Origin of the sequence: Candidatus Avoscillospira sp. LCP25S3_F1 (assembly GCF_052117125.1) — a bacterium.
Taxonomy (GTDB): Bacteria; Bacillota; Clostridia; order Oscillospirales; family Oscillospiraceae; genus Avoscillospira_A.
Genome location: NZ_JBQKJT010000019.1, coordinates 14,476 through 27,852 on the forward strand (window position 1 = coordinate 14,476; position 13,377 = coordinate 27,852).

Here is a 13,377-nt window from a genome sequence, read left to right on the forward strand (position 1 = left end):
GCGTACAGGAGTACCATTGTGGACTGACGGGATCTTGGCGAAGCAGGGTGCCAATCCTGCTCTGGCCTGAGTGGGTATCGCTCTGCACCTTAATTGGCCGTCCTTAGATGCGGAAATGATCCGCACAGGTGGTCTTCGCGCACTCGGCCTGACGCTGGCTCCGTCAGCTGATGTATCTATGCTACCGGATATGACTGCTTGGAGCAGTATTTTTCAAGGTACTGTGAGATTAACTGATCTCACTAAGATTGTAACTCTGTGTGTTTCAGAATTACATAAACAGAATGGAAGGTTACCTACCCAAAATGGAAGGTTTTAGAGTTTTGCCTCCAATTCAGACAAAAATGCAATGGTCATTCGCAGGTTCTGCTTCTGATCCATAGCTTTAAATTCTCTCCCCGACAAAAGATAATCCAGGGAGACATCGAAGAATGCTGCAAGCTCCACAGCCAGTTCAACTGAGCCGGTCTGCTTTCCGTTTTCAATTTTCAGGATGTATGTACTGGTGATGTTCATTTTCTCTGCCAGCTGCTCCTGCGTAAGTCCTCGGCTTTTCCGTAAATTCTTGATTCGAGCGGCATAGCTATCTCTGTTGAAGCCCATAACACTTTCCTCCGTTTTCTGAAATTTGGATGAGACCGAATTTCAGTTCGGAGGATCACGGCACCCAACAGAAAGATTATATGTAAAAAATAAATTGCCGATCCCGTGCAAAAATGGAGAATCGGCAACCTGTGCTTGATCTGCATTAAGAAGTCCAGGGCGGGATACAGGGGCAGCAGGCGGAGGTTTTTCTTTCTTTCTTATATGCCCAGCTTGCGTATCCCGTTTTTTTCTTGACAGTCTTCCTCGTGCTGTCCTGAAAGCAGTGTGACTCGGCTTAACCAGATGGAACAACTTAATGCGGCAGCTGTTATCTGCCATGTTGCATTTCTCCTTGTCCACTTACGCGGCCGGCACACAGACAGCCAGCATCACCCCCTTATAATTTTTGTTCTTCGGCAAATGCGACTGTCTTGCCGATAATATAATTCAGTTTTATGTATCTCAGGCTTGTTGGTTCGTGTATTGCGATACATCAAACAAGCGAATTGTGTCGCATTCACCCGCAAAAAGATGTATTGTAGAATATCTTTGAGGTGAACTGCGATGTATGACTTCTCCTATACATTGGGGAATGCTGTGAAGAGCACACGTTATCGGCGCGGTCTGACCCAGCTTCAGGTAGCAGACATGGCGGATATCGATGTGCGAACCGTGATGAATATTGAGAACTACAAGGCAAATCCCAAGATGGAGGTGCTCTACCCTTTGATCCGTGCCCTCCGTATTGATGCCAGAACCATTTTTAACCCTGAGCAGCAGCGCGAAACTCCCGCTCTACAACAACTTCGGCTTATGATTGAGGAATGCAGTGAGCAGGAGGCCGAAGCGTTGATCCCGGTGGTGGAATCGGTCATTGCCGCACTCCGGACAAAGGACGCCATTGAGATTGGATGACTATATAAAAAAACAGAGCCTGCTTTTCCCCGGCAGGGGGATCAGCAGGCTCTGTGCTTTAAGCATCCGGCTCGTCGCTCAATACCATCTTCAGTTTTACCACATTGACCATGAATTCCTTTTTACATTTTGGACAGTATAGCGGGAATTTTACTAAAACCGTTTCTTCATATACTTTGACTTTCGTTTTGCTGCCGCACTGAGGACAGCAGATCCATTTTGACTCATGCCGCATAGCAATCACTCATTTATTCGTAGTTACAAGTTAGATAATTGCAGTCGGTTTTTCTTCATTGATATCCAATCATTCTATGAAAACGCCGCCAATTTCGCCAGCAGATACGCCAGAGAACTATCATAAAAGACGAAATCATCGATCAGTCCGGCATTTTTTGCATCTATGACACGGCTGCATACGGCGGACTGTTCCGGCCTGACCAGAAGCAGGATCTTGAGGTCCTGTTCAACCTGCCGAAGAGGTTGGCAGATCCCGATCGCCTGATCCATATCCGCCTGATCCACAATATCCAATATCACCACATCCGCATGAAAGATATCAACGCCGACCACAGCCTGCGGATAATGGAGCTGGGCCGCCCACAGGAAGTCAAGCTCCGGCTTTGCATGGATGGCCGCTGACAACCCCTGTCCCAGCACCTTATTGGATGATATAAACAGCACTGTTTTCATGATCGGCACCCTCTATCCAATCCGATAAATACAGATGGTTTTCTGATCGCTCCCGCCTGCTCCGGCTTCCATGAGCCGAGCCTCCACAGCCGCGCCGCCTGACTCACGCCCAGGGGTCAGCGGACTTGGGGGTACGGACACCGGTGAGCAGGTATTGCTCCCAGAGGAACCATTTCCCATCGCTGCCCCGCTGCCGGAGTTTGATGGGGCGAGGGCTGTCCGCGCCGCCGCAGGGGATAAACAGTTTCATATAGCCCTGCTCCTCACCGGAAACATGGTTGCTTTCCACCCGGATGGTATAGGGCTGGTTGGGTGTGTAATTGTTGTCGGGGGTAGAGCCGGCAAAGTAGGTGAAGGGAAGGTAGGTCTTTCCGTCACGGAAGCGGTCGTTTAAGAAGGAGATCTCCTGTCCGCTCAAAGGACGGGGCCCCCGCAGCCAATTCAGCATATCCGTGCCGATCTGCCGGTCAGCGGCATAGGCGCACAGGGCCAGCACGGTCAGCGCCGCCGCCTGAAAGGGGGTGTCAAGGGCCGCCTCCGGGAGAGCCTGCAGCTGGGCAAGGCTCTCAGGGAGGGCCGCAAAGGTAAAGGTTTCCCGCTTGTTTCCAATGGCTGTGGCTGCCGTCGCCGCGGCATCCACGGCGGACTGCTTTAGCCTGTCAAAAATACTCATACAAATACTCCTTTCACGCCTGTTCCACACTCGTGCGCCTGATGTTCTCTCAGCCATAGGCGCGTATCAGATCCATACAGGTCATGCCCTCGCCAAAAAAGGGTGGACACACACCGGTTTCACGATCCTGCTGGATATGGAGAGATTCGCCGGATGGGTCGATCAGCACCGGGAAGCTGCCGCTCATGCGGGTGCCCGCGTCGTCCGAGAGGTCCAGATACAGGCAGTCGCCCTCCATACGCCAGATGCCGGAATACGAGTACGCATACTCCTGCCCATCCTCCGGCTGATGGTAGAGATCGATGCGTCCGGAATAGTCCGGGTCGCTGTCGCCCCAGCCGAACTCCATGTACCACTGCTCGCAGGTCCAATTTGTGTAAGCCAGCCCCCAGTCTGTGGGCGGCAGCCACCAGTCGTCCCCGGACGGCTCCCAGTCCTCGGGGTAGTCCAACCCGGTCACATAGCCCCAGATGCCGAAATCCATCAGCATGGGAAGGTAGTTCTCCCCGGTGGGCACGATGGAAATGCCGTATTCATCGGTCAGCGGAAGCCACTTCACCTCCACGCCATCGTTTGTCACAAGGACGATCTCCGTGTCCGGTTCATCCCGCCATTGCTCATAATTTACAAATATCAGTACAGACTGAGCACACTCCTCCCGGTAGAGCACCTCACCCGGTACAGGCCAAACGCCGTTACCGAGAGATTCCCAGGTGACATGGTTCACGGCAAGGCTGGTATTCTTATCCCGGGGAACGATGCAGAATAAATCACCATAGCCCGGGCCAAGGATATGTTCGGCCGGTATATTTAGTAGAAACGGCATGGCCTCCACCAATCCGGCACAATTCTCCACCAGCCAGTCCGACAGCGGGGTGGAGTCCCCCTGCTTCCTGTATCCCAGATAGGCGACCGCGCCGGCGTACTGGTCATCGTATGCCATGGCGTCATACAACAGGTTCAGGGACTCCTCCGCCAATTCCGCCTCCGCTGTTTCTTCCCCGCTGCCGGAGAACACACCCACCCCGGAATCTTTTTCTCCCTTACTGCCGGAAAGGGTGCCCATCGCACCGTCCGTTTCCGTTTCAACGGGCGGTGTGTCTTTTCCTCCGCAGGCGGACAGACCAAGGGCCAGCGCCATGCACAAAATCGCCGGGAGAAAGCGGCGCCGGAGCAAATTCTTCATCATCCGGCCTCCTTCTCAGAATTTCCCGCTGCGGCCGCTGCCGCCGCCCCCGCTTTCGCTGTAGGTGCTGCCGCCGCTGCCGCCCGAGCTCTCTTTCTGGATCTTGGTGCGTGTTTCGGTGGTATGGGTGTACCGGTCGTACTGCTTTGTCAGGTGTAAGCCGCCAGCGGTGAGGTACGCATCGGCTTCCGCCTTTTGATGGACGGACTTCATCTTACGCAGCAGCCACAGGCAAACCGTCCCCGCGGCCAGACAGGAGCATCCTGCTGAAATGACGAACCAGATCCAGTAAGGACGGCGCACCGGCTTGCCGGCGTCGGCCTTCGTCAGATATTCCTCACAGGCGTCCAAGTAATTGGAAATGCCGCCATACCAGTCGTTTTCCCCAAAATCGCCCAGGAATTGCTCCTCCAGCTTCTCCTGCCCATATTCATCAAAGGCATACTCGGCGTACTCGCCGTAGACGAACATGGCGTTGTCCCGCTCGGCCATGCTCAGGAGCACGATGATCCCATCCCGCCCGCTGCCCATACCGAGCTCACTGCCGTGATAGAGCTGATAGGTGACCTCATAGATACTGCCGTTTCCGAATTCCGTGTAATCATCTACAAGAGCAAAATAAACGCCGCAATCCTGCTTTTGGGAAATAGCTTCGGCCCGAGCCTCCAGCTTTTCCCACTTCTCATAGGGGAGAAGGTCTGCAACATCAAATACATACTGCATCGTGACACTGCCCTGCACCGGTTCTTCCACGCCGACATCCTCGCCGGAGCCGGCCGGCGGGCAATTTGTGAGGATGTAATCCTCCGCCGTTTCCGCCATGGCGTCCACTGCCTGGGTCAGCGCCACGGCGCTCATGGTCATGTCCTCGCCGTTCCACGCCTGCGCCGCCATATAGGGCTGTACCGCATCGTAGACGGCGCCGGACAATTCCTGGCCGCTGCCCCGCTCATCGCTCAGTCTGGCGTAGACGCACCAGTCATTTTCGTCAACCATCTTGTAGGTATCCCCATCCTGCGCTTCCAGCAGAATGGTCAGCGTAACGCCCTCCTTGTGCTCGCCATAGCCGTAATCATATTCCTCATAGATCCCCGCGGCGGCGTCGCCAAGTCCGTCATAGCTGTTTTGGGTCAATACATCCACCCGCAGATCAAGGCCCAGCGCCTGGGAGAGCTGGGGGAGGGTCTGTTCTCCCTGCATGGTCAGTTCCTGCGATCCCAAGGATTCCGTTTCGTCATAGATCACGCCGTACTCCATTGCCGCCATTGCGGGAGTGCAGAGGGACAGCGCAAACAGGAACGCCAGCGCGAGAGCAGTATATGCTTTCTTCATATCCGGTCCGCCTCCTTTCTCACGGCAATAGGACCAGCGCCGAACTGATCACAGACAGGGGGACGGCGATGGCGGCAAACAGCCCCCAGAACTTCCCCCAGCTGACCGGCAGGTCGCCCACCAGCTTTCCGGTCTGTCCATTCATGGCAAAGAGGAAGTCCTTCCCATGCCACTTAGTATTCAGCATCCAGACGGGCATCAGGGCGTAATGCACCTTGCCCCTGCGCAGGTGAACGCTGCTGTCTCTGAGAACGCAGAGGTCATAACGCTTCACTGTGCCGCGCAGCGCGGAGGCAAGGGTCCCCTCACAGCGCTGATCCGCCCGCTGCCGGCTCTGTTCCACCGTCACATCGAACTTATCGGCCAGGAAGCCGGGGAGATACGCGGTGGAAAACGGCTTCAGCTCCTTGTAGTCATAGGGTTCAATGGAGTCCATGTGGCCGTCCGGCATCTTGCTGGAGGCGTCCACCGGCACCTTCTCAAAGGTGACGGCTCCGGCCCGGTAGACATCGTAGTGTTTCGTCTCCGTGATCTCGTAGTCGCCGGAGCGGTATGTACGGGAGCGGGCAGCCTCATAATGGGCGTCGCCCTCCGCCTCGCCGTCGAACATCCAGAAGGGAACATAGATCCCTCGAATCTCCTGCACATGATTTTCACCGGTAAAGCTTTTCGGCAGGAAAAACTTCCCTTTGTAGTGGGACTTGAGGGCCTTTACCGCATCTTCCTTGCTCAGCTTGAACGGAACGATGAAATCCGGCCGCAGTGCTCCGGAGAACTGGCCCGGCACCACAGTGGGGTTCCCGCAATAGGGGCAGGAGGTCGCCGCCGTGCTCTCCTCGCAGATGAGCTCCGCGCCGCAGCTGGGGCAGCTGTAGGCCCTCATACCGTCGCCCTCATCCCCCCAATCCTCGCAAAAGTCAGAGGTGTCCCATGCGCCTCCATCCGTGGCCGGCGCGCCCTGTCCGGCGCCGCCTTCCTCCGCCGCCTGCTGGGCTTCTGCTGCCTTTTTTTCTTTCTCTGCGTAGAGCGCCTCGATCTCCGCCACATCGTAACTGGCACCGCAGTATTCGCACTCCAACCGGCCGGACGCACCGGAGAAATGCAGCGGTCCCGTGCAGCTGGGGCATTGATAATTTGTTACCTGTGTTGGCATCTGAAATTCCTCCTTCCCATGCCGACGCTGTAACGGTCTATACCGAAACAGGCCGTAATCCGCAGAAGATCAGCCGAGCGGGTCGGTGAGCAAGCTGTCCAGCGTCAGGACGCACAGCTGCGCGTCGTACTTCGGCATAAACGGCAGGCTGACTTCGTTCTCCCCAGCGCCGATCACCATCTCCTCGCCGCTGGGACTCATCAAAATCGGATAAGTCTCCGAGATATAATACGGGCCGTCTGTGACGCCATAGTTATCACCGCCAACAAGGGACAGGCTGACGGTCACATAACTGGGCCCATCCATGACGGATGTGGTCGTCCAGAAACCGCTCCACACCTCTTCCCACGTCGTTTTAGAAGGATCGGCACCCTCGTATTCCCAATACAGTTCGACCGTTCCTCCCATCTCATCCTCGGGAAAGAACCACAGGTAGTAATTTGCGATACGGTCCGTATCCCATGCCGCTGCCTGCGTTGTCCAGCTGCCGCCAAGCCCGGAGGCATAGACGCCGCTCCAGCCGTCTGCCAGCCACGGTGCAAGCTCGGAAGGAACGCCCTGCCAGCCGTATTCCGTAAAGTCGAAGGAGAGGTAGTCTCCGTTTTCCGAGAAACATGGCACGATGTGCCCCGTTGATGTATAGAGCTGCGGCTCCCACACGCAGCTGTTGCCTGCGTTGTCTACGATCTGGACCTGTATGTAGGACAGGTATGCGTATGCATCGTCCCCGCCGGCTGCAAAGATCAGCAGCGGATCTCCAACTTCAGACCGGTAGAGAACCTCGATGACCTCTTCAGTATCTGATTTCGAATCCCACCGCATGAGATTGACGGAAACCGTGGCATTTTCATCAAGCGGCACGAGACAATACAGATAATCATCCTCCCCGATGGTATGCCCCGTATCGATTTCGGAAATAAAAGGGTATTTCTGCAGCGTCGCTTGGTCTGTTTCTGACAGCCAATCTCCATCAGACGCTTCTCCGGTATAGCCCAGGAAGGCCGCGCCGAACATGGTCTGCGGAAAAGCCATTCTCTCCCGCAGCCAAACAAGAGATTGTTCCGCTTCCGCGGAGAATCCGGTCGGTGTCGGCTGCATATCCGATCCCCCGGCCCCCGGGCGCAGCTTTTCCGGCAGTTTCTGATCGGGCATACCAGACAACGTCTCACCATCGGCGCTTTGATTTGGTTCGTCTGTTCTCGCTTGCTGTTTTTGCGCGCAGGCACAGAGAGACAGCATCAGAACCAGTATTAGAAAAAATGCGATCACTCGTTTTGATGTCCTTTTCATAACTGCTCCTTTCAAATGTCACTGCTCCATACCATTGCGCAAATGGGGATCGCTCCGCCCCAAATGGGGCGGGAACGATCCCCATTCTGGTGTCATCCAATGCTGTCCGGCATAGGCTCCTCCGCATCGATCAGAGGCAGATACCAGCTGTCATAGAGATTGGGCAGATTCTCCTCATCCACATCCACCCAATAGGTCCCCCACGGGCGCAGGTAGATATCATAGTGGAATGCATCTCCGCCGTTTTCGTAATCACCGTCAATGTGGATCATGTCCCCATAGTCCACCAGTCCCGGGTCAACGATCCAGTCCCCGTGCTCCAGCGCAATATCCGTGAAGGCACCGCCCTCGGATGTCATGGTGCCATATATGCTGGTCCCATCATCACTGAGGCTGACCGACGCGGAGACCATCGGTTCCGACTTCGTATAGTCCTCATCCCAGAGGGTGACAGTGCCCGTGCCGTCCCCGCCGATGTCAATGGCGCCGCAGATGTCCCACCAGGCGCCCTCCAGATCCTCGTAATCGCCCGAGCAGCCGGTCATGATCCACCAGCCGTACCAGTCGCCGTTCCACCAGTCCAGCAGTATATCTCCGGTCCCAGTATCCTGACCTGTACCGCTTCCCGCCGTTTCCCGGCTGAGTGTGGACGGATCGACGGTGATCTTACCGGTTTTGTCGCCGAATGCCTCCTCAAAGGTCACCTCGACCTTGCTGGTGGTATCCGCCAGCACAAAGGTGGTGCGGAGTTCAAGGGTTTCACCCGGCGCGACATCCGTAAATTGACTGTCGATTACCGTGTCGTAGGAGTCGCTGTCCGTAAAGACGGTGGCGACGGCCAGCTCTGCGCCGTTCTGCATCGCTGTTTCAGAGATGGACCAGACATAGGAGCCGCTGTCCTTGCTGTTGTTGGTAAAATCCAGCGTCAGGACCAGCGCGTCGTTTCCATCTGAGTCCTCCATGATGCTGGCCCCCTTGTAGAGCAGCGCATAGTCCCCGATCTGGAGCGAATTGGACTCTTTCGGGTCGTCCTTGCCGCAGGCGGCCAGACTGAGCAGCATCGCCGCCGCAAGCAGGACGCAGAATAACCTCGTGCGTTTCATGTCAGATCCTCCTTAAAAGCCGCTGAGTTTGAATGCCACCAGTTCCATTGCGGACTCGTCTGCTCTGTCTTCGGTCATAATGGCAAGGATGCTGCCGTCAGCCAGCTTCGCGCCGCCGCAGAACCAGGGATAGTCCGTGCCGAACAGGTCGCCGTCATCCGCCTCGCCGAGATAGGTGCCGTCCTTGGTCCAGAGCACCACCTCACGCATATTTCCGTCCAGGGCCAGATAGCCATTTGCGGTCTGCGTAATAAAGGTAATGCTTCCCAGGCCGCTTCCGTCGGAATCTGCCAAAGTCATTTGCAGCGCGCCATTGCTGTCATAGACAAACACCTTGTGACCGCTGCCATCCACGGCAGACCCGCAGACATAGATGTGGCTGTCGTCGATCAGCAGGTGACTGAGGATGTCCACTTCCTGGAATACCATGGGCTCCGTCTTGAGGGCTCCGCCGGAGAGCGTGATCTTTTCACATTCCGGGCCGGAGAACCAGCTGACGCCCCAGGTCCCGGATGGGTGCATGGTGACGTGATCCGGGCCCTCATAGGACGCCGTCTGTGCGCCGTCCTTCCAGCTGATCAGCGGCTCCATAAAATTCGCCAGCCAGAGGGTCCCTGTGGTGTCGGCGGAAATATCCTCATATTCCGCGTCCAGCACAATATCCTCCGCAAAGTTCAGAGATGCGCCGTCGTAATCGAAGCGCTTCAATTCTCCGTCCACCAGAAGGTAAGCCTGATCTCCTGTGACAGCAGCTGCGTGATTGAAGATCTCCTTTGTGATGATGCAGTCTGTGATAGGCAGCCACTGGCTGCTGAGCGTGTGCGTACCCACCATGACGCTGCGGGGCTGGGCAGAAAAGGGCTCACCCTCCCAGTACCAGGGGCCATCCTCGTTTCCGGTATCCTCCAGATGGATCGTCAGGCCGGAGAGCAGCTTGTCTACACGCTCATCCTCGTACTCGCCGATGATCTCCATAAATACGGTGGCTCCCGCGCCCTCCACCCGGTTCATATACCGCAGGCAGGGGGAACCCCAATAGTTTCCTTCTGCTTTGAGGCAATCGATGCCGCCGACGGGAGTAAGATCATAGGCCTGATCGACTGCATATTCGTACTCGTCAAAGCCGTAGCTGGTGAGATAGTCCCGGAAGGTATACGGATCTTCCACAGAAACGCGGATCTCCGCATCGACGATGCTTCCATCCTCGCCTTCCTTGGGAAGCGTCAGGATGATCTTGGAGGATGTTTCATCGTCATGAAGGTCGTCCTCCTCATAGACCCAGCCGTCCGCCTCATCGTAAGTAAGATCCCACAGATTTGTATGGATCGTTGTTCCGCTTCCCGCTTCCACAGGAGGCTTTGTCTGCTCGGTTCCTTCCGATGTCGAGCTGGGCTCCGGGTTGTCCTTGCCGCAGGCAGTGAGGCTGAACAGCATCAGCGCCGCAAGGAACAGGCACGACAGCTTGAACTTGGTTTTCATGGCCATTCTCCTCTCTGTCCTTTCTTATTTTTTGTTGCTGAAAAACGGCGTCAACAGTTCGGCCACCTTGCTGATGGGCATGGTCTGCAGGATCACCTTGCCGGGTCCCCGGACAACGGTATTGAAAATACCCTCTCCGCCCAGGAGCATGTTCTTTGCGCCCTTGACCGGAACCACATCCATGGTGCAGCTCTCCTCCATAGCCGCCAGGTACCCCGTGCTGACCAGAAGCTCCTGTCCGGCGCCCAGGTCATATTCTGCCGCGTGACCGTCGATCTCAATAAAGGCGATCCCGTTTCCGCTCAGCTTCTGCATGATGAAGCCCTCGCCACCAAAGATGCCGGAGCCCAGTTTTTTCTGGAAGTGCATGGATAGTTCCACACCCTCCTCAGAGGCAAGAAACGCGCTTTTCTGCACAATCATGGACCGGCCGGCACTGATGTTCAGAGCCTTGATGGCCCCGGGAAAGCTGGAAGCGAAGGCGATGAACCCGTCCCCGCCCTCCGCAGTGAACTTGTTCTGAAATGCGGAATCGCCGGACACCAGCCGCCCCAGCATCTTCTTCATACCGCCTCCGGTGGTGGTTTCCATTTTCATATTTGGGCTCATCCAGCTCATGCTGCCGCTCTCCGTGATCATGGATTCGCCTGGGGACAATTCACATACGACGACCGGCAGATTTTCTCCTAAAATTTCATACTTCTTCATGGTGAAGCTCCTTTCATTTTCGTTGTTTTCTATTGCTCCAAGGTATTCTTATCCGTTGATTGCGCCGCCGCAAAACTCGCAGCAGCCGCTGGCATCCGGTGTGGTGGTCGCCCCGCAGTACGGACAGGTCACCGCCGCCTTGGGTGCTGCTGCCGCGGCCGCTTCCTCCCGCGCCTGCTGCCGGATCTGCAGCAGCGCATCCCGGATCTCACAGCCCATTTCCTCATATTGCCGGTATTCCACGCTGGAGCGCACCTCCTCCGCATTGGAGGTCAGGGAGCCGCCGCCCATTCCGCCGGCTTTAGCCCGGAGACCCCCGCGGGGTCTGCGCATGGCGTCGGGCCCATCCAGCAGTGTTTCCTCATCGTTATCCACTGAGCTGCTGTTGAGTGGGAAGCGGATCTCGCTGAAATAGGGATTGTTGACGTTGATTACGATGTAGAAATCGTAGGAATAGGCATACCGTTTGGGATTGAAGCTCTGCCGCTCTCCATCCTTATCCCTGTATTCGATCTCCGTCCTGTGCTCGTCGATGTCCAACTTGCAGCCGGTCACATCGGAGAAGGACAGCACATCCGGATTGGCCTCCTCCCAATTTCTGGCGGAGGTGACCATAAACAGACCCGCATCCTCGTCCAGCAGCACCTTGGTACGCTCACCCAGAGTACGGGTGGTGCGGAAAGAGGATACCCTGGCTTGATTGGCCTCCCGGTAGGCCAGCTGCTCCTGGATCTCCGCCACCGTGCTCTGGCGGCGGTCGCTGAACCAGGGGGAGAGCTTGGCGGCGCATTCCTTGCACAGATTGCCGTCCTCCAGCTTGCGGTTGCCCAGCAGCCCGATCTCGCCGCCGCAGACCGAGCATTCCTTTTTATCAAATAGTTTTCCAAAGAGCCCCATCATCTGCACCCCTTTCTGAAGCCGCTTACGCGGCGCCCTTCATCTGCATGGCGCCGTAGACATACAATCCCGGCAGCAGAAGGTTGAGCACCAGACTGGTGATGCTGAACTGGCCTCCGCCTACAAAACCGATGATGATGGAGATGATCGCTAAGATCGCAATGATAATGCCCCATTTGACGCAGGAAGCGGCCTTCTGGGGTGCGCTGCAGGCCCCGATGCCCTTAATGCCCGCGATAAACTGGATCACAGAGGCCACAGTCACAAGAATGGAGCTGGCATAGAGCAGGCCGGTACCCTCCGCGCTCCCCGACAGGGCTGCCAGGGCGCTGACGCCGAGAATGGCGATGACGCCGGCGATGGCGGCGATGATGCCGCCGATGATCATGAGAATGGATGTGACTTTCAAAATCTTCTGACCTTTCATTTGTAGTACCTCCTATGTTCTGTTTTTATGGATCGCTTTGCGTACTATGGCTGTTCATCCAGCAGGCACAGGGCCAGCTCTGTAAAATACGCCCGGAGCTGCTTCGCTGTTTCCTGATCCAATTTCTTCTGCTGTTGTTTGCCGTCAGAGTAATAGAGGGTGCAGGCCGGCTTTTCCGAGCTGCCGTCCGGCTGTTCTTCCAGACGGATCTCCTCCGCAAACGCGGTGAAGGCATCCCACTCCTCATCTGACACGGCCCAGTCACTCCAGATCTCCTGCTTCCGACCGGACGGGGTAAATCTGGCCCGGAGGATATAGGGGGCGTCCTCTCCGTACACAACAGACGGACCCCGGTCGAATTGGAAGGAATAGTCCTTGGAGAAGAGAGCCCCGGACTGACCCATATAGAAGCCGCTCAGCTCCGGCGGGGCATAGCGGGGGATCTCCCGTCCAATGGGGTCGGCCAGCTCCTCCAGCAGAGCGATCAGCGTATGGATACGGCGGTCGTTTGGCGGATTATAACGGATGCTCCGTGTTCCGTCTTCTGTGCTCCAGGTCAGGATCAGGCTGGTGGAGTCCCCGCCATCCATGACTTCGATCCCCGGTGGCAGCTTCACCTCACGCCGGTTTTCCGGGATGGGCTCCATCAGCGGGTAGAGCTCCAGAATGATCTGCTCCACATCCGACCACTGAGCCGCGGTGATGGGGACATTCTCTTTGGTGGACGGATGATACCAGTCCTCGTCCTCCGCCGTATCCGGATCAAGGGCCGGATAATAGCTTGTTTCCAGAATGGCCTCCGGCGAAAGCGTGATGGCAAAATCCGCTCTGGCAACCATGCCGCTGGTGTGGCTGTATGTGACGCCGGTCAAGGTACCGGGCGGCACGGCAGATTTCTTCTGTATGGGTGCATCACCTCCCTGATGACCTCTGAAACAA

Annotated in this window: 16 protein-coding genes; 1 reads left to right on the top strand and 15 read right to left on the bottom strand. The window is 56.3% G+C overall.

Annotated features, from left to right (window positions below):
* Positions 1-315 precede the first annotated feature (315 nt).
* Entirely contained in the window at positions 316-603 is a 288-nt protein-coding gene (locus ACTQ33_RS14135) for a helix-turn-helix domain-containing protein (RefSeq protein ID WP_116721491.1), read from the bottom strand.
* Between the two features lie 42 nt (positions 604-645).
* The gene (locus ACTQ33_RS14140; protein ID WP_441465206.1) at positions 646-924 is read right to left on the bottom strand and encodes a hypothetical protein; all 279 of its coding nucleotides are present in this window, start codon (positions 922-924) and stop codon (positions 646-648) included.
* A gap of 258 nt (positions 925-1,182) precedes the next feature.
* On the opposite strand from ACTQ33_RS14140, the gene ACTQ33_RS14145 reads away from it, so the two are divergent.
* Positions 1,183-1,500, top strand: coding sequence for a helix-turn-helix transcriptional regulator (locus ACTQ33_RS14145; protein ID WP_441465207.1), 318 nt, complete (start codon positions 1,183-1,185; stop codon positions 1,498-1,500).
* 58 nt (positions 1,501-1,558) lie between these two features.
* Here the strand turns inward: ACTQ33_RS14145 and ACTQ33_RS14150 are convergent, their stop codons facing one another.
* The 13 genes from ACTQ33_RS14150 to ACTQ33_RS14210 all read right to left on the bottom strand — a co-directional run bounded on the left by ACTQ33_RS14150 (position 1,559) and on the right by ACTQ33_RS14210 (position 13,325).
* A complete protein-coding gene (locus ACTQ33_RS14150) occupies positions 1,559-1,735 on the bottom strand; it encodes a cysteine-rich KTR domain-containing protein (RefSeq protein WP_116721489.1) in 177 nt (58 codons plus the stop codon).
* A gap of 74 nt (positions 1,736-1,809) precedes the next feature.
* Positions 1,810-2,190: a hypothetical protein gene (locus ACTQ33_RS14155; RefSeq protein ID WP_441465208.1), complete on the bottom strand. Its 381-nt coding sequence runs from the start codon at positions 2,188-2,190 to the stop codon at positions 1,810-1,812.
* A gap of 103 nt (positions 2,191-2,293) precedes the next feature.
* Complete coding sequence (locus ACTQ33_RS14160) at positions 2,294-2,863, bottom strand: DUF6935 domain-containing protein (protein ID WP_087347534.1); 570 nt, start codon at positions 2,861-2,863, stop codon at positions 2,294-2,296.
* A 49-nt stretch (positions 2,864-2,912) separates the two neighbouring features.
* Positions 2,913-4,052 (bottom strand): hypothetical protein, encoded by a 1,140-nt coding sequence (locus ACTQ33_RS14165; protein ID WP_441465209.1) that lies wholly within the window; start codon positions 4,050-4,052, stop codon positions 2,913-2,915.
* Positions 4,053-4,064: 12 nt separating this feature from the next.
* On the bottom strand, positions 4,065-5,381 hold the full coding sequence (locus ACTQ33_RS14170; protein WP_441465210.1) for a TPM domain-containing protein: 1,317 nt from the start codon (positions 5,379-5,381) through the stop codon (positions 4,065-4,067).
* Between the two features lie 19 nt (positions 5,382-5,400).
* On the bottom strand, positions 5,401-6,534 hold the full coding sequence (locus tag ACTQ33_RS14175) for a hypothetical protein (RefSeq protein ID WP_441465211.1): 1,134 nt from the start codon (positions 6,532-6,534) through the stop codon (positions 5,401-5,403).
* A 69-nt stretch (positions 6,535-6,603) separates the two neighbouring features.
* Entirely contained in the window at positions 6,604-7,839 is a 1,236-nt protein-coding gene (locus tag ACTQ33_RS14180) for a hypothetical protein (protein WP_441465212.1), read from the bottom strand.
* A gap of 77 nt (positions 7,840-7,916) precedes the next feature.
* Entirely contained in the window at positions 7,917-8,927 is a 1,011-nt protein-coding gene (locus ACTQ33_RS14185) for a DUF5067 domain-containing protein (protein WP_441465213.1), read from the bottom strand.
* A 12-nt stretch (positions 8,928-8,939) separates the two neighbouring features.
* Positions 8,940-10,406: a hypothetical protein gene (locus ACTQ33_RS14190; RefSeq protein WP_441465214.1), complete on the bottom strand. Its 1,467-nt coding sequence runs from the start codon at positions 10,404-10,406 to the stop codon at positions 8,940-8,942.
* A gap of 24 nt (positions 10,407-10,430) precedes the next feature.
* Positions 10,431-11,114 (bottom strand): TIGR00266 family protein, encoded by a 684-nt coding sequence (locus ACTQ33_RS14195; protein ID WP_441465215.1) that lies wholly within the window; start codon positions 11,112-11,114, stop codon positions 10,431-10,433.
* A 48-nt stretch (positions 11,115-11,162) separates the two neighbouring features.
* Positions 11,163-12,014 (bottom strand): DUF4428 domain-containing protein, encoded by an 852-nt coding sequence (locus tag ACTQ33_RS14200; protein WP_441465216.1) that lies wholly within the window; start codon positions 12,012-12,014, stop codon positions 11,163-11,165.
* Positions 12,015-12,036: 22 nt separating this feature from the next.
* Positions 12,037-12,438, bottom strand: coding sequence for a hypothetical protein (locus tag ACTQ33_RS14205; protein ID WP_441465217.1), 402 nt, complete (start codon positions 12,436-12,438; stop codon positions 12,037-12,039).
* A gap of 44 nt (positions 12,439-12,482) precedes the next feature.
* Positions 12,483-13,325, bottom strand: coding sequence for a hypothetical protein (locus ACTQ33_RS14210; RefSeq protein WP_441465218.1), 843 nt, complete (start codon positions 13,323-13,325; stop codon positions 12,483-12,485).
* Positions 13,326-13,377 lie beyond the last annotated feature (52 nt).

Bases quoted from the DNA above. Each gene is read 5' to 3' on its own strand.
- ACTQ33_RS14135 (WP_116721491.1), bottom strand. From the start codon at position 603: ATGGGCTTCAACAGAGATAGCTATGCCGCTCGAATCAAGAATTTACGG.
- ACTQ33_RS14140 (WP_441465206.1), bottom strand. From the start codon at position 924: ATGGCAGATAACAGCTGCCGCATTAAGTTGTTCCATCTGGTTAAGCCG.
- ACTQ33_RS14150 (WP_116721489.1), bottom strand. From the start codon at position 1,735: ATGCGGCATGAGTCAAAATGGATCTGCTGTCCTCAGTGCGGCAGCAAA.
- ACTQ33_RS14155 (WP_441465208.1), bottom strand. From the start codon at position 2,190: ATGAAAACAGTGCTGTTTATATCATCCAATAAGGTGCTGGGACAGGGG.
- ACTQ33_RS14160 (WP_087347534.1), bottom strand. From the start codon at position 2,863: ATGAGTATTTTTGACAGGCTAAAGCAGTCCGCCGTGGATGCCGCGGCG.
- ACTQ33_RS14165 (WP_441465209.1), bottom strand. From the start codon at position 4,052: ATGATGAAGAATTTGCTCCGGCGCCGCTTTCTCCCGGCGATTTTGTGC.
- ACTQ33_RS14170 (WP_441465210.1), bottom strand. From the start codon at position 5,381: ATGAAGAAAGCATATACTGCTCTCGCGCTGGCGTTCCTGTTTGCGCTG.
- ACTQ33_RS14175 (WP_441465211.1), bottom strand. From the start codon at position 6,534: ATGCCAACACAGGTAACAAATTATCAATGCCCCAGCTGCACGGGACCG.
- ACTQ33_RS14185 (WP_441465213.1), bottom strand. From the start codon at position 8,927: ATGAAACGCACGAGGTTATTCTGCGTCCTGCTTGCGGCGGCGATGCTG.
- ACTQ33_RS14190 (WP_441465214.1), bottom strand. From the start codon at position 10,406: ATGAAAACCAAGTTCAAGCTGTCGTGCCTGTTCCTTGCGGCGCTGATG.
- ACTQ33_RS14195 (WP_441465215.1), bottom strand. From the start codon at position 11,114: ATGAAGAAGTATGAAATTTTAGGAGAAAATCTGCCGGTCGTCGTATGT.
- ACTQ33_RS14200 (WP_441465216.1), bottom strand. From the start codon at position 12,014: ATGATGGGGCTCTTTGGAAAACTATTTGATAAAAAGGAATGCTCGGTC.
- ACTQ33_RS14205 (WP_441465217.1), bottom strand. From the start codon at position 12,438: ATGAAAGGTCAGAAGATTTTGAAAGTCACATCCATTCTCATGATCATC.